Here is an 18,424-nt window from a genome sequence, read left to right on the forward strand (position 1 = left end):
CTTTACTCAAGTCTTGCGTAAGGAGACATCCGGTGATTATCGATACCCATGTCCATCCGACGAATCTCGTCGACGAAGCCTGGCGGCACACCGGAACCCCGTTCACCGGCGAACGCACGCTGGAAATGATGGACGGTCCATTCTGGATCAACGGCAAGCCGCGGCGCGTGGACGTCAGCTGCATCATGCCGCCGCCGGGGAACACGACCTGGCGCGAGGGCAACAAAACCGGCCGCGAGGGCATCCGCGAATACCAGGCGTACGTGACCTCGCTGGTGCAGCAGTACCCGGACCGGTTCGTCGGCAACTTCATGTACAACCCGCGTTTCGGCCCGGAAAACGGTGCCGCGGAGCTGGCCTTCCACGTGAAGGAATACGGCTACAAGATGCTGAAGCTGCACGCCAACATGCATTCCTACCGCCCGGACCGGGCGCTGGACTGGCTGCGGCCGGTGATGCGGGTGTGCGACGAACTCGGCGTGATCGTGCTGATCCACACCGGGGACGGGCCGTACTCGATCCCCACCCAGTTCTACCCGATCATCCGCGAGTTCCCGAACGTCACGTTCATTCTCGGCCATTTCGGCATCCAGACCGGCGGCGTCTACTGTTTCGAGGCGTTCTGGATGATCCAGGACTCCCCGAACGTGATCGGCGAATCGGGCTGGCTGCTGCAGTCGCGCATCGTCGAATTCGCCAAGGAGATGAAGAAGAGCGACCTGGTCTTCGGCACCGATTCGCCGCCGAACGAGCCCGGCATGTGGGCGCGCGAGCTGGAAGTGCTGTGCCACCAGCCGCCGCAGGGCCTGAACCTGTCGGAGGACGACCTGGAGGGCTACCTCGGCAACAACATGGCCAAACTGCTCGGCCTCGCGCCGACGCCGCCGCCGAAGGACAAGGCGGAAGCCGAGGCGTATTTGCGTGGCGACATTCCGCAGGCGTCCGCGGCGAATACGCACGCGTCGCATTATCTCGGCTACACGCCTTCGGCGTGGGCAGAGGCCGCTAGTTCCTGATTCCGTTGGCGCGCCGGCTGCGGGGTCAGTCGCACCCGCAGCTGGCGCGCGCGGTCAGGTGGACGTCGAGGACGCGGTCGTCCGGCTGGGTGTTCCCGCGGAGCTGGTCCAGAGTGGACACCGCGGCGTCGGCGAAATCGTCGAAGGAATGCCCGGCAGTGGACAGCGCGGGCCAGCTGTGCGCGGCGGCGTCAGTCCCGCCGAAGCCGATCACCGCAAGGTCTTTCGGCACGCTCAAGCCAAGTTCCGCCGCGACTGTGAGCGTGTCGAGCGCCAGCCCGTCCGCTGTCGCCATGATCGCGCGCGGCCGCTCCGGCGACTGCAACCACCGCCGGATATCGGCCCGCGCGGCATGCCGGTCGAGTCCGGTGCGGACGACGTTGCCCGCGCTCCGCTTCGCCGCCCGCATCGCCTCGGTCCAGCCTCGGGCGCGATCGGCCACCGGCCCGGACCGCGCGGTTCCGGTAAGACAGCCGATCTCCCGGTAGCCGTGCCCGAGCAGGTGCTCGGTGGTCAACCGTCCGCCCGCCTTGTTGTCCAGCACGACGGACGGCGCGGCAGTGCCTGCCGGGGCGTGGTGGTGCAGGTAGACGACCGGAACGTCCAAAGTGGAGTGGGTAGCGGCCGCTCCGGCGATCTCCGCGCGGACGAGCAGCAGGCCGTCCACGCGCATGTTCGCCAGCGATTCGGCGTACCGCAGTTCCTGTTCCCGCGAGAACGCCGAATTCCCGAGCAGCACAAGCGATCCGCGAGCGAATGCGGCCCGCTCGACCGCGTGCGTGAGCTGGGTGAAGTAGCCCTCGCTGCTGTCCGGCACGACCAGCCCGAGCACATTGCTGCGCGTGGACCGCAACGCCCGCGCGACGAGGTTCGGCCGATAGCCGAGCTCGGCGATCGCCTGCTCGACGCGCGCTCGCGTGGCGGGCGCGACCGGCCGCGGGCCGTTGTTGAGCACGTAACTGACCACGGCCGGCGAGGTGCCCGCCAGCCGTGCGACATCGTCCCGGGTGACCCGCTGCATGCGCCAGACGATACCCGAAGAGCCGTTGACAGTCCCGATCTACACGTGTTGAATCCGTGCAGTCGGCAACGCAGGAAAGCTGGTGGTCATTGTGGACTCGCTGGTACGCGCCGCGGAAACCGGGAGAGCCGCCGGGGTGGGCGAAAGCGCCCTCCGTCCGGACGGCACCGCCAAGGTAACCGGCAGGTTCGCCTATTCGTCGGATTTGTGGATCGAGGGAACGGTCTGGGCGACTACGCTGCGCAGCCCGTACGCGGCCGCGCGGATCCGGTCCATCGACACGAGCAAGGCGCTCGCCCAGCCGGGCGTGCACGCCGTGCTCACCCACGAGGACGTGCCCGGCGCGAAAACGTACGGAATGAAATCCGCCGATCAGCCGGTTCTCGCGGTGGACGAGGTTCGGTATCACGGCGAACCGGTGGCGCTGGTCGCCGCCGACGACCCGGAAACCGCCCGGCAGGCAGCAAAACTGATCATCGTCGACTACGAACCGCTCGACCCGGTCACCGATCCGATGACCGTCCTGGACGAGGACGTCCGTCCCATCCATCCGGACGGCAACCTGGTCCGGCACGTGAAAATTCGCCACGGCGATCTGGCCGCGGCGCGCGCCGAAGCGGACGTCGTGGTCACCGGCGAGTACGAAGTCGGCATGCAGGACCAAGCTTTCCTGGGCCCGGAATCCGGCTTGGCGATTCCTTCCGAGGACGGCGGCGTCGAGCTTTACGTTTCCTCGCAATGGCTGCACAAAGACCTGGAACAGTTGGCCCCGTGTCTGGGCTTGCCGCCGGAAAAAGTGCGGCTGACCCTGGCCGGCGTCGGCGGTGCCTTCGGCGGCCGGGAAGACCTCTCCGTCCACGTGCACGCCTGCATGCTCGCTCTGCGCCTCGGCCGTCCGGTCAAGATGTCTTACAACCGCTACGAATCCTTCTTCGGGCACGTGCACCGCCACCCGGCCAAGATGCGCTACGAACACGGAGCCACCAAGGACGGCCGCCTGGTCTACGTCAAAGCCCGCCTGGTTTTGGACGGCGGCGCTTACACCTCAACTTCGCCCGTGGTAATCGCCAACGCTTGCTACTTCGTCACCGGCGCATACGACGTCCCGAATGCCGAAATCGACGGCCTGGCGGTATTCACCAACAACCCGCCCTGCGGCGCAATGCGCGGTTTCGGCGCCGTCCAATCGGCCTACGGCTGCGAGTCCAATATGGACAAACTGGCGCACGAACTAGGCATGGACCCGATGGAGCTGCGGCTCCGCAACGCCATGACGACGGGCACCGTCCTGCCCACCGGCCAAGCCGTCGACGGCCCAGCCCCAGTCGCGGAACTGCTGCAAGCCCTCCGCGACCGTCCGCTGCCGCCGGCTGGCGCTGATGATTTGCTTTCCCTGCCCGGCGGAGCCGCCAACACGACGCACGGCGAGGGGGTGCGTCGCGGAGTCGGCTACGCGGTCGGGGTGAAAGCGATCGGCTACTCAGGAGGCGTTGACGACATCTCGACGGCCCGAGTCGCCTTGGCGGTAGTGAACGGCGCCCCGGTCGTCTCGGTGCACACCGCCGCCGCGGAGTGCGGACAAGGCGTCACCACGGTGCAGTCACAGGTAGCGAGCACGGAACTGGGTGTCTCCCGGGTAGTCGTCCTCCCCGCCGACACCCAAATCGGCGACGCCGGTTCCGCGTCCGCCTCCCGCATGACGTGGATGTCGACCGGTGCCGTGCAAGGCGCCTGCCGCCACATCGCCCGGGAACTCCTGCGCCGCGCCGCCGACGCCTACAGCCTGCCCGCTTCGGCCCTGTCGCTGGGCAACGACCACGTCCTGGACAGCGGCGGCCATCCGGTGTGCCCGATCGTCAGCGTCGTCGGTTCGGACACTGTCTCGCACACCTTCGAATACCACCACCGCCCGACCCAAGGCATCGACCCGGAAACCGGGCAGGGCAACGCACACATCGCGTTCGCCTTCGCCGCGCACCGAGCCGTGGTGGACGTGGATGTCGACCTGGGTTTGGTGAAGGTGGTCGAGCTGGCGACCGCCCAGGACGTCGGCAAGGCAATGAACCCGCTAGCCGTAGAAGGCCAGATCGAAGGCGGCAGCGTACAGGGCCTGGGTTTGGCTTTGATGGAAGAAATCCTGGTCGACCGCGAGGGCCGGGTACGCAACCCGTCCTTCACGGACTACCTGATCCCGACCGTGCTGGACGTCCCGCCGATGCCGATCAGCCTGTTCGAATTCCCGCATCCCGACTCGCCGTACGGCCTGAACGGCGTAGGGGAGCCGCCGACCCTGTCGTCGACCCCCGCGATCCTGAACGCCCTCCGCTCCGCGACCGGCCTGCCCCTGCCGAACGCCCCCATCCGCCCGGACGACATCGCCTTGGCCGGTCGTCGCGCCGCTTCGTGATGGTGGCTCGTGTGCGCTCGTGTGCAGTGGTCCGGCGTGCCCTGTTCGCAGCGGTCCGTTTCGTGAACGGTCCGTTTCGTGAACGTGGTGGCCCGTGCGCAGCGGTCCGCCATGACCTGTCCGCAGCGGTCCGTTTCGTGAGTGCGGTGGCCCGTGCGCAGCGTTCCGCCGTGACTGTCCGCAGCGGTCCGTTTCGTGAGCGCAGTAGCCCGTGTGCAGCGGTCCGGCGCGACCTGTTCGCAGAGGCCCATTTTTCCTTCGTGCCGCATGCCCCCGGCCTTCCTCCCCCTTCTCGCCCGTGCCCCTTTGCCCTTCCTGCCCGTCCCTGACCGGCAGTCTGCCTCCCGGAGGTGCCCCGTGGATTTCCTGACCCCCGCGACCTGGGCCGAAGCCCTGGCCGCCAAGTCCGCCCGCCCGGACGCCGTGCCGCTGGCCGGCGGCACCGACGTCCTGGTCGAACTCAACTTCGACCACCGCCGCCCGCCCGCGCTGCTGGACCTCACCCGGATCGGCGACCTGACCGAATGGACCGAGCGAGACGGCCGGATCCGCCTGGGCGCAGGCGTCTCGTACACGCGAATCATCACTGAATTAGGTACCCGCCTCCCCGGCCTGGCGATGGCGAGCCGCACCGTCGGCTCCCCGCAAATCCGCAACCGAGGCACCGTCGGCGGAAACTTAGGTGCGGCCTCTCCGGCTGGAGACGCCCACCCCATGCTGCTGGCCTGCGACGCGACCATCGAAGTCGCGTCCGTCCGCGGCACCCGGATGATCCCGGCGACGGAGTTCTACCAAGGCGTCAAACGCAACGCTCTGGCCCCCGACGAGCTGATCGCCGCCATCCACCTCCCCGCCGCGACCGGCCCGCAACAGTTCGCGAAGGTCGGCACCCGCAACGCGATGGTCATCGCAGTGTGCTCGTTCGCCCTGGACCTGGCCCCGGAAACCGGCTGGATCGGCGCCGCGGTCGGTTCGGCCGCCCCGACCCCGCGCCGGGCAACCGCCGCCGAAGACTTCCTCCGCGACGCCCTGTCCGACGCGTGGACCTCCCGCTCTCGGCTGCCGGACGCGGTCGTCCGCCGCTTCGGCGAACTGGCCGCGAGCGCCGCGTCTCCGATCGACGACGTCCGGGGCACCGCCGACTACCGCATCCACGCGATCGCCGTACTGGCCCGCCGGACGTTGAGCTGGGCCTGGGAAGACTATCGGAAAGGCGGGCAGCCGAAATGCGCCTGAACCTCACTGTCAATGACGAACCGCGCACCGTCGACGAGGTGTGGGAGGGGCAGAGCCTGCTCTCCGTGCTGCGTGATCAACTGGGTTTGCCAGGCTCGAAAAACGCCTGCGAACAAGGCGAATGCGGTTCGTGCACAGTGTATTTGGACGGTACCCCAGTGTGCTCGTGCCTGGTCGCCGCGGGCCAAGCCGAGGGCAGGAACGTCCGTACCGTAGAAGGCCTAGCGGACGGCGACCAGCTGGACGCAGTACAACAAGCCTTCCTCGACACCGGCGCCGTGCAGTGCGGCTTCTGCACACCGGGGTTGATCGTCGCCGCGCACGAGTTGGTGCACCGCGTGGATGCCCCTTCGGATCCAGAAATCCGCGAGGCATTGGCCGGGAACCTCTGCCGCTGCACCGGATACGAAAAAATCCTAGACGCGGTCCGCCTGGCCTCGGCCCGGGTGGCGGAGCCTGGGTGATGTTTGCGGGTGCCTCGATGCTCGCCAGCTCGCAGGGGTACGAGGCCGAGCTGACTCAGCCCTCGCGGAGCTTGCGTTAGCTCGGCCGTGCTCGGGAAGGCACAGCTCGACCTCGCCCATGGACCGCAGCCCAGGCTGGGCGACCGCTCCGCCCAGCCAGCGGACGGCTCGCCGCTTGCCCGCGACGGCCACTCCGACCCGCCCCGAGCGCCTGTCCCGCGCCGGAAGCCCATTGCCCGGGGCCTCGCCCGAGCCTTCCCCAGCCCTGAGGCCAATGAAGATGGCTCGGTTCGAGGGTTCGCCAGTGCCGGTCTAGGGCTGGGGCCAGCAACCCGCGGGCCAGGCCCGGTCTGTCTCGGGCCCGCAGACCGCAGTGGAAACTCGCACCGGGCGGTTGGTCCGCCCCGGTCTTGGGCTCGCGCCGGTGACCCGTCCGCGGGCTCGGCCTGCAGCAGTCTCTGGCTTGCGGACCGCAGCGCAACTCGCGCCCGGTGGTTCGTCCGATCCGACCTTCGGCTCGTGCCGCTAACCTGCGTCCGGGGGCTCAGCCCGCGCCTGTCTCAGGCACGCAGTCCCCAGCGGGACCTCGCACCCGATGGCTCGTCCGTCCCAGCCTTGGGCTCGTGCGAGCGATCCGCCCGCAGGTTCGGCTCGCGCCGGTCGAGGGGCCGCCGTTCACAGCGGCAACCCGCGTCTGGCGGTTGCACGAACCCCCGAACCCCTGCGCTCATTCGGTCCGGTCAGAGGCCCTTCATCAGGTCCGTCTCCGTCACCCCCGGCCCCTGTCCTTCCCGGATGAACCATTCCGTCCCGAAGGCCTCGCCGAACTTGTCGTCCGGGAGCGCCAGGAAGAACGACTCCTCGCTGATCTGGCTCCGATGCGCGCGCATCGCCGCCCGCTTCACCTTCAGGTATGCCGTGACGTCCACTTCGGCCGTCAGCTCGGCTTCCGGTTTCCCGATGATCATGTCCGCGTCCGGGCCGCCTTCCTCACCAGCCGCGCGGGCGGCTTCGGCGGCTCGGCGGATCTGGTCGCGGTTCGTCGAGCCCTGGTAAACCCGCGGCGTGCCCGCGAGTTCGGCCGCGCGCATGCCGACCCGGTGGACCTGGATGTGGTCCGGGTGGCCGTAGACGCCGAAGTCGTCGTACACCGTGAGCACGTCGGCCGACTCCTCGATCAGGATCGCAGCCAGCCGCTTCGCCGCTTCCTCGACCGGCGCGCTCCAGAATGTTTCCGGGCCGTCGTTGGAAGGGTCGCCCATCATCCCGGAGTCCTGGTATCCCAAGAACTCCACTCGCGAGACGCCCAGCACCTCGGCCGCCGCCTGCGTCTCCTGCACTCGGCGGTCCGCGAGCTGCTCGCCGTCGTCGAGCAGGCCCTCGGGGATCTCGCCTTTTTCTCCGCGCGTGGCCACCACGAGCACCACCCGGTGCCCCTCGTCGGCCGCTTTGCGCATCACGCCGCCGGTCATGATCGCCTCGTCGTCCGGGTGGGCGTGGAACGTCACCAATGTCGCCATGCCACCGAACGTACCGGCACCCACCGACAAAAACCGGCGCCCGCCGGAAACGGCTTCCGGGGAATCAGCCACACCCTCCATTGTGGACAGGTCGCCCACATGGGTGGACCTGCGGCTTTAACGGCGCGAGGGGTCCCCTCGCGCGCTCCGGCGCTTGGCTTCTCCCGCCGCCCGGCTTACGTTGGGGTCCGCCGACCGAGGAGGCGTCATGGCAGAACGGACGAAATACATCCTGGACGAGGCCGATCTCCCGGCGCAGTGGTACAACGTGGTGCCGGACCTGCCCGAGCCGCCGCCCCCGCCGCTGCACCCGGGAACCCGCGAGCCCGTCGGGCCCGCGGACCTGGCCCCGCTGTTCCCGCAGGCGCTCATCGAGCAGGAAGTCACCACCGAGCGCTACATCGACATTCCCGAGGAAGTCCGGGACGTCTACCGGCTCTGGCGGCCATCCCCGCTCTACCGCGCCCGCCGGCTGGAGAAGGCGCTCGGGACCCCGGCCCGGATCTATTACAAGTACGAGGGCGTCAGCCCGGTCGGCTCGCACAAGCCGAACACCGCTGTGCCGCAGGCGTTCTACAACGCGGCGGAGGGCGTCACGCGGCTCACCACCGAGACTGGCGCCGGCCAGTGGGGGAGCGCGCTGGCGTTCGCGTGCGCGACGTTCGGGCTGTCCTGCGAGGTCTGGCAGGTGCGCGCGTCGTACGACCAGAAGCCGTATCGCAAGCTGATGATGGAGACCTTCGGCGCGCAGGTGTACCCGAGTCCATCGGATCGCACCGCCGCGGGCCGGGCGATCCTGGCGGAGAACCCGCAGTCGACCGGCAGCCTCGGGATCGCGATCAGCGAAGCCGTCGAGCAGGCCGCCGCGGATCCGGGCGTGCGGTACGCGCTGGGCAGCGTGCTCAATCACGTGTTGCTGCACCAGACGGTGATCGGTGAGGAAGCGCTCAAACAGTTCGAACTGGCCGGCGACACCCCGGACGTGCTCGTCGGCTGCACCGGCGGCGGCTCCAACTTCGGCGGGCTCGCTTTCCCGTTCCTGCGGGAAAAACTGGCCGGCCGGATGAACCCGGTGATCCGCGCGGTCGAACCGGCGGCCTGCCCGACCCTCACCCGCGGCCGCTACGCCTACGACTTCGGCGACACCGCCGGTCTCACGCCCCTGCTGAAAATGCACACGCTCGGCCACGGCTTCATCCCGGACCCGATCCACGCCGGCGGCCTGCGCTATCACGGGATGTCGCCGCTGATCTCGCACATCTACGAACTGGGCCTCATCGAGGCGCTCGCGATCGGGCAGCAGGAATGCTTCGCCGCCGGGGTGCAGTTCGCCCGCACCGAAGGCATCATCCCCGCTCCCGAGCCGACGCATGCGCTGGCCGCGTGTATCCAGGAGGCGTTGCGCTGCAAGGAGACTGGCGAAGAGAAGGTGATCCTGACCGCGCTTTGCGGACACGCGCATCTCGACTTGCCCGCGTACGGCGCATATCTGGCGGGCGACATGGTGGACAACGAACTTCCGGATACGGCACTGGAGGAATCGTTGGCGGCACTGCCCTGAGAGGTGCTGCTGGCGGGGCGCAGGAAGGAGGTGGCGGGGAGCGGAGGTGCGTTGGGAGGGTGCGGTTGGTGAGGGTTGGTGGGTTGGTGGAGGTGTGCTGGGAGGGCACGGTTGGTGAAAGTTGGTGGGCTGGCGCAGGTGTGCTCGGAGGGCGCGATTGGTGAGGGTAGTGGCAGGTGAAGGTGTGGCTGCGTGGGAGCGGTTGGTGAGCTGACGAGGCTGCGGTGCGACGGCCCAGTTGCTCCCGCGTTTCGGCGAACGGGCCGTCGGTCATCATGACCGCGCCGTTCGCGGGGCGGACGACGGTGGCGGGATGCGAAGGGCGCAAACCGCCGACCAACACCCAGGCACCGAAGGTTTATGTCGTCGGTGCCTGGGTCGGTGCAAGCCATCTGGGCGGTCAGTTCCTCGCCGGTCTCCAGCGCGGTTCGTCTCCCCGGGCGGCCAGCAGGTACTGCTTCACGGCGAACTCCCCTGGCGGGGTCTCTTGCCTTGGTTATCAACGCGCGCGACGCCATGAGACACCTCGGCAAGAAGAATTTCTCACCGTTCCTTGGAGACGGTCGCCAGTAGCTCCGGACCCCGCGTCACCAGTCGTTGCTGGGCGAGCGAACCCCACCACCATGCCAGCGCGATGCCGGTCGCGATTCCGGCTGGGATGCCGAGCCACTGCAGCACCGGCAGGTCGGCCAGCTTTCCGGCCACGCCCAGTGCCACTACCGGCAGTGCGCCGAGCACGATGAGCAGTGTGGTCGCCAGCATCAGGGCGGCTCGGGCGCACCCTGGGCGTCCGCCGGAGGACCATGGGCTGCCGCTTCGGCGTTGATCTGGCAAGGGGAAGGCCAGGAAGACCGATTGCAGCATCAGGACTCCGGCTCCGGCACCCAACGTCGCGGGGACCAGGCCTAGGACCCACGGGTACGCGCCCGGTACGCCGGTGACGCCGGGCAGGACCAGGGCCAGCACCAAAGCCACGGGGGCGACGATCAGGACCCACGCCAGTTGGCGGCCGCGGATGTCGGCTCGTTCGGCGCCGGGGACGACCAGTGTGTGCCACAGGGCGCTGCCGTCCATTCCGTACAGGTTGCCGGACTGCATCGAGGCGAAAAGGACTACTGCGACACCGAAATACGGCAGCATCGCCGATTGGCCGCCCCCGCCGGAGAGGGCTGGGACGACGGTGATGACGAAGCCGATCAGCAGCGTCGACAGGAGGGCGACGCGGCGGCGGGCGTCTCGCCACCAGGTGCGCAGTTCCTTGCGGGCCACGGCGCCGACCGGGGTCGCGGGCAGCAGGCTGCGTCGCGTGCGGGTGCTCTTCGCGCGGGTGCGGGAGGCTCCGCGGAACGACGGCGTGGTGACCTGGCGGGCCAGCAGCGCGCCCCAGAGCACGACCAGAACCGCTACGACGCCGAGCAGTGCGGCGAAGAGGCCGCCGACTGTGCCCCAATTCCCGACTCCGGCCGCGTGTACTGCGAGCGTGCCCCAACCGGACGGGAGGGCGTGCATGACGCTGACGAAGCCGGGCATCTGACCGGTGACGATCGCCGGGCCGACGCTCCGCATCACGTAGTTGACCGCGACCCCGGACAACCCGGTGAGCGCCACCAGGATGATGCCGAGTTCCTTGCCCTTGCGCGACGTCAGCAGCGTGCCCAGCGCGGCCATCACCACGCGGTACAGCAGCACCACGAACGCCAGCTGCAGCACGGTGAACACGAGACCGACGAGCGCGGCGCCGGCGCCGAATCGCAGGCCGTAGAACACCAAGCCCAGGAACGCCAGCAGGCTCACCACCGCGGTGACGCCCACGAAGCTCGCCGCGAGCAGACCGACCGCCAGCTTGCGGCGGCCGATCGGCAGCAGTGCGAAGTGTTCCGGCCGCAGGGTGTCGTCGCCGCCGCCGGTCGCGATCGGCGCGAGCACCCAGCCCGCCATCCAGACCGCGTAGATCGAGGTGAGCAGGTCGACGGTGATCCGCGCTTCCGGAGCCGGGAACACCGCGATGCCGATGGTGAACAGGGCCGCCAGCAGACCGAAGAGGCCGCCGACGATCATTCCGGCGATCTGTCGGCCGCGGAGGGAGTTGCGCAGGACTCGGAGCTTCAGTCGGATGAGGATGCCGATCATGCTGGCGCCCCCGTTCCGATGGCCCGCGCGCCGACGATGGTTCCGGCGAGTCGCCCGCGGAGGGAGTCGCGCAGGACCCGCGGCTTCAGTCGGACGAGGACGCCAACCACGCCAGCCCCTCCGTTCCGCCCGTCCGGCCGCCGACGATGTGCACGAACGCGTCTTCCAGCGTGCCTTCGCCCCGCACGTCAGCCACCGCGCCCGCGGCGACGACGCGTCCGCGTGTGATCACTGCGACGTGGCTGCACAGCTGTTCCACCAACGCCATCACGTGGCTCGACAGCACGACCGCGCCGCCGGAGGCGACGAATCGCTGCAGGATGGTGCGGATCGTCGACGCGGAAACCGGGTCGACCGCCTCGAACGGTTCGTCCAGCACCAGCAGCCGTGGGCCGTGCAGCAGCGCCGTCGCGAGGCCGATCTTCTTGCGCATCCCCGCGGAATAGTCGATGACGAGGGTGCGCTCGGCGTCCGTCAGCTCCAGCACGCCGAGCAGTTCCTGGGCGCGTTCGGCGACTGTGTCCGGCGCTAGCCCGCGCAGCAGGCCCATGTACGTGAGCAGTTCCCGTCCGGTGAGCCGTTCCGGAATGGACAATCCGTCCGGAAGAACGCCGATCAGGCTTTTCGCCCGTTCCGGTTCCCGCCACACGTCCACGCCGAACACGCGCGCTTCGCCGGCGTCCGGCCGAAGCAGGCCGACCGCCATCGACAGCGACGTCGTTTTCCCGGCTCCGTTGGGGCCTACGAGGCCGAAGAACGACCCCCGCGGCACTTCAAGCCGCACATCGTCTACTGCCAGCGTGGTCCCGAACCGTTTGGTGAGTCCGTAAAGCCCCATGGCCGCGTCGTCGGACACCGGTTCCCCCTTCCCGTGGTGTGCGCACGACTGTACGCGGGGTCACCGACAAAAAGCGGGCGGAGTGGTGTCGGAAAGCCGTGGATCCGGGGTCCCGGACATCGCGAGCAGCCCGCGCACCGCGCGCACGAGCTTGGGCCACGAGGTGGGCTTCCGGACGTCGTACGCGCGCAGCAGCTGCCGGAGCATGGTGAGCGTGTCGAAGTAAATGCGTTCGCACACCAGCTGTTCGTCCGCGTCGAAGAGGAAGTACGCGGTCATCCGGACCCGGAACCGCTGCCCGGTGGGCGGGATCTTCCCGAGCGGCCCGCGATGCGTGCCGAGAAGCCAGAATTCGACGATTACCGCATCCGCGCTGTGGCGCAGAGCGATGATTTCGTGGTCTTGATCGGGAAAAGCGCGGCGCGTTTCGTCGTAGTAGCCGCGCACGGCGGAATCACCGTCGTGCACGGTCATCGTCGGCACGATCTCGTAGTGCGGATGCGGGAACGTCGCCAGCACGTCGTCCCAGTCCTGGCGCACCTCGTCGTGGAAGTGGTCGAGGACGAGCTTTTGCCGGGCACGCAGCACTTCGGGCGCGGGGATGGCCAACGGGTCCACGGGTTCCTCCAAACCAGGGGAGCGAAGCCGCAATTTAATCCACACTGTGGGTTTAACGCAAGTGCGCCATGATGGAGCCGTGAACACCACGACGCGCCGGGGACGCCCGCGCAAGGGAGACGCCAGGCTGTCGCGGGAGGCGATCCTGACGGCCGCGCTGGAAGTGGTCGACGCCGACGGGGCGGCAGCGGTCAGCATGCGGACCGTTGCGCAGCGTCTCGGCGTGGACGCGAAGAGCCTCTACCACCACATCGACGGCAAAGAGGCCTTGCTCGACGCCGTCGCCGGACACGTACTGGGCGGGATCGATCTCCCGGAGCTGACCGGGCAGCCTGAAGCGGACCTCCGCGCCATCGCCCAGTCGTTCCGGAAAGCAACCCGAGCGCACCCGCAGGCCGCCGCGTTGGTCCTAACCAGACAGTTGCCGTCGATCGCCGCGCTCGCTCCGGTCGAGGCGGTGCTTTCGGTGCTGCGCAAGGCAGGCGCGTCACCGGAAGAGGCGGTGCACCTGCTGCGCTCGCTCCTGGCCGTCGTCGTCGGCTCGCTTCTGCGCGAGGCGGGCGCGGGACCGGCGTTCGGCGTCACCGACGAAGCCGGGATCGCCCACCGCCGCGCCGAATTGGAGCAGACCGAGCTTCCCGCCGTGGTCGAATCCGCGCCGCATCTGGCGCGGTGCGATCACGAAGCGGAGTTCGCTTTCGCCGTCGACCTCGCGGTAGCCGCCACGATGCAGCGACTCGCTACTCCCCGCAGGTGATCTTCGGCTGCGGGTTGTAGCGGACCGACCGCGTGTGCCGCGAAACTTCCCGGCCCGACGAGGCGTCGCGCAGGATCCGCGTGTCGCTCGCGGTGAAACCGGGCGCGCCGTTGGACGCGTGGCAGTTCTCCGCCGTACCCGGTTTCGTCGGCGGCGGCGTCGGATTCGTGCGCTCGCCGGGGACCGATTCGACCGTGTACCGCTTGGTGCCCCACAGTTTCACGGTGATCGACGACGGCGTCCAGACGGTCTGGATCGCGACGCCGGTGTCCGAGTCGTTGGTGAATTTCAGGTCGATCACGCTGGCGCCGTTGGGATTCTGGAACACCGTCGCCTCGCGCGCGGCCGGGTAGCGGCTGATGTAGTAGCTGTGTTCCTTGTGCCCGGCGTCCTTCATCCCGGAGAAGTACGCCGCGTTGTACAGCGTGGTGGCGAACTGCGAAATGCCGCCGCCGACCTCGCGGGCGGGCGCGCCGTTCTCGATCACGCCGGCCTCGACGTAGCCCTGCGGACGCCCGCGCGGACCGGTGAATCCGTTGAGGCTGAACGTTTCTCCCGGCTTCACGATCGCGCCGTTCACCTTCTCGGCGACCACCCGGATGTTCGTGCCGGAGTCGGCGGCGAAACCGCCGGTGGTGAACTCGCCGATGACTTCCTTGACGCCCAGCTTGTCCGCCTGCTCGGTGGTCACCTTCGCGGGCGTCTTCTTGTAGATCGCCTTGAGCTCGCGGCTGTCGGTCTGCTTCAGCGTGTTCGGCAGCGGCTTGAGGCTCTGCTCCCAGTCGACCGTGTTGCCGTCCGCGGACGGCTCGACGACCGGTTTCCCGCCGGAGAACGCGATGGCCGCGTCCTTGCCCTCCTGCTCGGTGGACTTCAGCTGCGGCGCGAGCGCGTCGGTGACCTTCTTCGGGTCGATCTGCGGGGCGAGGCCGCCGCCGTCGCCGGGCACGAACGTGAGCGCGCCGGCGATCTGCTCCGGCGTCAGCGTCGCGTCCGCGCCTTCGCCCTTGACGACGACCGGCGCGGACACCGCGGGCTTGGCGAATTCGGTGAGCGCGCGCTGAACGCCCTCGGCGGTGGTGCGCACCGGCGTCGGCGTGACCGGAAGGGTCAGTTCGCTGCCCGAAGCCCAGCCGCTCAGCACCTTCGCCCGCGCCGCCGCGACGTCCAGCTTCTGCCCGACCTGCGGCGGGACCGCGACCGGCGTGGTGCCGTCGAACCGGATCGTGCCCTCGGCGGGCGCCCGGTCGACGCGGCCGCGCAGGTCCTCGAGCGCCGGGTCGAGCTTCGCTGCCTCGACGTGCGACACGACGCCCAGTTCCCGCGTGCTGAAGAACGACGCCAGCCGGGTGAAGGGGTTGATCGGCTGGTCGCCCGCCTGGTCGAGAGTGCCGCTCCAGTCGAGCCCCAGCCCGGCCTCGGTCGGCGACAGCTTGGTGTGCGCGTTGCCCGCGGTGACCGTGAGCGGCTGGGTGAGCCGGGGCTCGATCTTCCCGCGCAGCTCGCGTTCGGCGACCGGCCGCTCCAGCCCGCCGACGTCCACGCCGGCCACGACCACGCCGCGCGGCACCCGGCCCTGGCTGGTCAGCAGGTCGATGAGGTACGCGACGACCAGGACGCCGAGCACGCCGCCGCTGATCCAGCCGGCTTTGCGCAGGCCGCGCCTTCGCGGCGGGGACGGAGGTTCCTCCGGTGGTACGACCGGCAGGACCTCGGTCTGGTCGCTGTCGGTTTCCGGCCAGCGCGGTTCGTACTGCACCTCACGACCCCTTCGATTCGCTGCGGTCAGGGGCACAGCGTACGGGCCGAGCCGGACATGCCGGACTACTGCCCCCAGCGGAACAAACCGGTCACCCAGCGTCCGGTTCCGGATTGGCGCCGGCGCGGGCGAGGAAGTCGAAGTCGCAGCCCTCGTCGGCCTGCGTGATGTGCTCCGCGTACAGCGCACCGTAACCCCGCTCGAACCGCGGCGCAGGGGCGGCCCACGAGGCGAGACGACGTTCCAGTTCGGCCTCGTCGACCTCCAGCTGCAACGTCCGCGCGGGCACGTCCAGGGTGATCAGGTCGCCGTCGCTGACCAGCGCGAGCGGCCCGCCGACGTGCGATTCCGGTGCCACGTGCAGCACGCACGCGCCGTAACTGGTGCCGCTCATCCGGGCGTCGGAGATCCGCACCATGTCCCGCACGCCTTGTTCCAGCAGGTGCGCCGGGATCGGCAGCATGCCGTACTCGGGCATGCCCGGACCGCCGAGCGGCCCGGATCCGCGCAGCACCAATACGGAATCGGCGGTGATGCCCAGCGCCGGGTCGTCGATGCGCTTCTTCAAGTCCTGGTAGTTGTCGAAAACCACTGCTGGACCGGTGTGGGTGAGCAGAGCGGGGTCGGCGGCGATGTGCTTGATCACCGCGCCGCCGGGCGCGAGGTTGCCGCGCAGCACGGCCACGCCGCCCTCGCTGGCGACGGGGTTGTCGCGCGGGCGGATCACGTCGTCGTTGTGCACGCGGGCGTCGGCGAGCGAGTCGGCGAGCGGACGTCCGGTGACGGTGACCCGGTCGAGGTGCAGCAGGTCGGTCAAGCGGGACAGCAGCCCGGGCAGGCCGCCTGCGTAGTAGAAGTCTTCCATCAGCCAGTCGCCGCCGGGCCGGATGTTCGCCAGCACCGGCACGCGGCGGGCGATCGCGTCGAAATCCTGCAGCGACAAGGAAATCCCGCTGCGGCCGGCCATCGCGATCAGATGGATCACCGCGTTGGTCGACCCGCCGAGCGCCAGCACGGTCGTGATCGCGTCGGCGTACGCGCGCTCGTCGACGATCTTCGCGATCGTGAGGTCCTCCCACACCATGCCCACGATGCGCGCGCCGCTCGCCGCGGCCATCCGGTGGTGCGCGGAATCGACCGCCGGGATCGAGGCCGCGCCGGGCAGCGTCAGCCCGAGCACCTCGGCGGCGGACGTCATGGTCGACGCGGTCCCCATCGTCATGCAGTGGCCGGGGGAGCGGGCGAGGCCGCGTTCGAGTTCGGCCAGTTCGCGGTCGCCGATCGTGCCCGCGCGCCGTTCGTCCCAGTACTTCCACATGTCGGTGCCGCTGCCGAGCACCTCGCCGCGCCAGTTTCCGCGCAGCATCGGGCCCGCGGGCACGAAAATCGACGGCAGCCCGGCGCTCGCCGCGCCCATCAGCAGCGCCGGGGTGGTCTTGTCGCAGCCGCCCATCAGCACCGCGCCGTCGACCGGATACGACCGCAGCAGTTCCTCGGTCTCCATCGCCAGCAGATTCCGGTACAGCATCGGCGTCGGCTTCTGATACGTCTCCGACAGCGTCGCCACCGGGAACTCCAGCGGGAATCCGCCCGCCTGCCACACGCCGCGCTTGACCTGCTCCGCGCGTTCGCGCAGGTGCTGGTGGCACGGGTTGATGTCGCTCCAGGTGTTGAGGATGCCGATCACCGGCTTCCCGAGGTGTTCTTCCGGCTCGTAGCCGAGCTGCCGGGCGCGGGTGCGGTGGCTGAAGTTCCGCAGGTCGTCGCCGCCGAACCAGCGGTGGCTGCGCAGGTCCTCGGGTGCCTTCATTGCTGCGCGTCCTCTCGGTCGACGGATGGCATCTGATATATGATCGTACGTGTCGACGTTCGGAGACGCCCGCCTGGTTGAATGTGCGGGGACGAGCGCGAAAGCCAGGAGGGTCGGCATGCCGTCCACGTTCAGCCTCCCCGCCTCCCGCACCGAGGTGGTGCTGGAGGAGATCCGGCGCGGCATTCTCGCCCGCGAGCTGGTGCCCGGTCAGCAGCTGGTGGAGGCGGAGCTGGCCGCGCGGCTCGGGGTGTCGAAGACGCCGGTGCGCGAGGCGCTCAAGGTGCTGTCCAACACCGGGCTGGTCACGTTCAGCCCGTACAAGGGCGCGTCGGTATGCGTGGTCGACGGGGAGCTGGCGCGGTCGGTCTACGACGTGCGGATGGTGCTGGAACCGGAAGCGCTGCGCCGCGCGGTGCGGGCGGCGGACCGGGAGTCGTTCGACGAGGCCGCGCAGATTCTCAAGGAGGCGTCGGCCGCGGATGCCGACCAGACCACGTTGAGCCTGCTCAACCGGCGGTTCCACCGTGCGTTGTACGCCGGCTGCGGCAACCCGCTGATGGTGTCGATGCTGGACGACCTGCGCGACCGCGCCGCGCTGATCACCGTGGTCGGCTGGGACGCGAATCCCAGCTGGCGCAAGGAATGGAACGAGCACAAGGCGGTGCTCGCCGCCGCGCGGAAGGGCGACGAGGACGGCGCGGCCGAGCTGCTGCGCGTGCACATCGCGGCGTTCCTCGACCACGTGCTCGAGGCGATCGGGGAGGAGTGACGGCGTGCGGTTGCTGCTCGTCGCGGACACCCACCTGCCGAAGCGGGCGAAGGAACTGCCCGCGCAGGTCTGGGACGAGGTCGCGAAGGCCGACGTCGTGGTGCACGCGGGCGACTGGGTCGACGTGGACACCCTCGACGCTCTTGAAGCCCGCAGCACGCGGCTGATCGGCGTGTACGGCAACAACGACGGTCCTGAACTGCGGAAACGTCTGCCCGAAGTGGCCAGGGAGACGCTGGAGGGCGTCCGGGTGGCGGTCGTCCACGAAACCGGCGACGCGAAGGGCCGGGCGGCTCGCTGCGACGCGTTGTATCCGGACGTCGACGTGCTGATCTTCGGACACAGCCACATCCCGTGGGACACGGTGACGCCCGGCGGGCTGCGGCTGCTCAACCCCGGCTCGCCCACCGACCGGCGGCGGCAGCCGTTCTGCACCTACCAGACTGCGGAGATCAAGAACGGCCGTCTCGGCGACGTCGAGCTGCACGAGCTGCCTCGCCGCGGCTGAGCGGGTA

At 69.3% G+C, this 18,424-nt stretch carries 15 protein-coding genes; 8 read left to right on the top strand and 7 right to left on the bottom strand.

All coding sequences use genetic code 11. The annotated features are described in order from the left end of the window. Positions 1-32: 32 nt before the first annotated feature. Complete coding sequence (locus FKO37_RS16465; protein WP_238604928.1) at positions 33-1,016, top strand: amidohydrolase family protein; 984 nt, start codon at positions 33-35, stop codon at positions 1,014-1,016. Positions 1,017-1,041: 25 nt separating this feature from the next. On the opposite strand, the gene FKO37_RS16470 is transcribed toward FKO37_RS16465, so the two are convergent. Then, positions 1,042-2,037, bottom strand: coding sequence for a LacI family DNA-binding transcriptional regulator (locus FKO37_RS16470; protein WP_238604929.1), 996 nt, complete (start codon positions 2,035-2,037; stop codon positions 1,042-1,044). An 82-nt stretch (positions 2,038-2,119) separates the two neighbouring features. On the opposite strand from FKO37_RS16470, the gene pucD reads away from it, so the two are divergent. From pucD to FKO37_RS16485, 3 genes are all read left to right on the top strand, one after another. Then, positions 2,120-4,444 carry a xanthine dehydrogenase subunit D gene (gene pucD / locus FKO37_RS16475; protein ID WP_238604930.1) on the top strand — a complete coding sequence of 775 codons (2,325 nt, stop codon included), beginning with the start codon at positions 2,120-2,122 and terminating at the stop codon, positions 4,442-4,444. A gap of 357 nt (positions 4,445-4,801) precedes the next feature. Continuing rightward, positions 4,802-5,680 (top strand): xanthine dehydrogenase family protein subunit M, encoded by an 879-nt coding sequence (locus FKO37_RS16480; RefSeq protein WP_238604931.1) that lies wholly within the window; start codon positions 4,802-4,804, stop codon positions 5,678-5,680. After that, complete coding sequence (locus FKO37_RS16485) at positions 5,671-6,144, top strand: (2Fe-2S)-binding protein (protein WP_037817511.1); 474 nt, start codon at positions 5,671-5,673, stop codon at positions 6,142-6,144. Before FKO37_RS16480 ends, FKO37_RS16485 begins: the two co-directional genes overlap by 10 nt. A 740-nt stretch (positions 6,145-6,884) precedes the next feature. Here FKO37_RS16485 and FKO37_RS16490 read toward each other — a convergent pair. After that, the gene (locus FKO37_RS16490; protein ID WP_134662526.1) at positions 6,885-7,664 is read right to left on the bottom strand and encodes a PIG-L family deacetylase; all 780 of its coding nucleotides are present in this window, start codon (positions 7,662-7,664) and stop codon (positions 6,885-6,887) included. A 208-nt stretch (positions 7,665-7,872) separates the two neighbouring features. Between FKO37_RS16490 and FKO37_RS16495 the strand changes: the two genes are divergently transcribed. Next, complete coding sequence (locus tag FKO37_RS16495) at positions 7,873-9,225, top strand: TrpB-like pyridoxal phosphate-dependent enzyme (protein ID WP_238604932.1); 1,353 nt, start codon at positions 7,873-7,875, stop codon at positions 9,223-9,225. A 543-nt stretch (positions 9,226-9,768) separates the two neighbouring features. Here FKO37_RS16495 and FKO37_RS16500 read toward each other — a convergent pair. From FKO37_RS16500 to FKO37_RS16510, 3 genes are all read right to left on the bottom strand, one after another. After that, positions 9,769-11,355, bottom strand: a complete 1,587-nt coding sequence (locus FKO37_RS16500; protein WP_238604933.1) for a hypothetical protein — start codon at positions 11,353-11,355, stop codon at positions 9,769-9,771. A gap of 85 nt (positions 11,356-11,440) precedes the next feature. Beyond that, positions 11,441-12,211: an ABC transporter ATP-binding protein gene (locus FKO37_RS16505; RefSeq protein ID WP_037817506.1), complete on the bottom strand. Its 771-nt coding sequence runs from the start codon at positions 12,209-12,211 to the stop codon at positions 11,441-11,443. A gap of 42 nt (positions 12,212-12,253) precedes the next feature. Then, the gene (locus tag FKO37_RS16510; protein ID WP_037817504.1) at positions 12,254-12,811 is read right to left on the bottom strand and encodes an ester cyclase; all 558 of its coding nucleotides are present in this window, start codon (positions 12,809-12,811) and stop codon (positions 12,254-12,256) included. A gap of 79 nt (positions 12,812-12,890) precedes the next feature. On the opposite strand from FKO37_RS16510, the gene FKO37_RS16515 reads away from it, so the two are divergent. After that, positions 12,891-13,568, top strand: a complete 678-nt coding sequence (locus tag FKO37_RS16515) for a TetR/AcrR family transcriptional regulator C-terminal domain-containing protein (RefSeq protein ID WP_134730505.1) — start codon at positions 12,891-12,893, stop codon at positions 13,566-13,568. Here the strand turns inward: FKO37_RS16515 and FKO37_RS16520 are convergent. After that, a complete protein-coding gene (locus FKO37_RS16520) occupies positions 13,552-15,327 on the bottom strand; it encodes a VanW family protein (RefSeq protein WP_238604934.1) in 1,776 nt (591 codons plus the stop codon). The two genes, FKO37_RS16515 and FKO37_RS16520, sit on opposite strands and share 17 nt — an antisense overlap. Before the next feature lie 91 nt (positions 15,328-15,418). After that, the gene (araD, locus tag FKO37_RS16525) at positions 15,419-17,137 is read right to left on the bottom strand and encodes an L-arabinonate dehydratase (RefSeq protein WP_238604935.1); all 1,719 of its coding nucleotides are present in this window, start codon (positions 17,135-17,137) and stop codon (positions 15,419-15,421) included. A gap of 118 nt (positions 17,138-17,255) precedes the next feature. Here araD and FKO37_RS16530 point away from each other — a divergent pair, with 118 nt between their 5' ends. Both FKO37_RS16530 and FKO37_RS16535 read left to right on the top strand, forming a co-directional pair. Beyond that, on the top strand, positions 17,256-17,909 hold the full coding sequence (locus FKO37_RS16530; RefSeq protein ID WP_043838955.1) for a GntR family transcriptional regulator: 654 nt from the start codon (positions 17,256-17,258) through the stop codon (positions 17,907-17,909). Between the two features lie 4 nt (positions 17,910-17,913). Further along, a complete protein-coding gene (locus tag FKO37_RS16535) occupies positions 17,914-18,417 on the top strand; it encodes a metallophosphoesterase (RefSeq protein WP_037817497.1) in 504 nt (167 codons plus the stop codon). Positions 18,418-18,424 lie beyond the last annotated feature (7 nt).

The organism is Amycolatopsis sp. Poz14, assembly GCF_006704225.1.
GTDB classification, from domain to species: Bacteria; Actinomycetota; Actinomycetes; order Mycobacteriales; family Pseudonocardiaceae; genus Amycolatopsis; species Amycolatopsis nivea.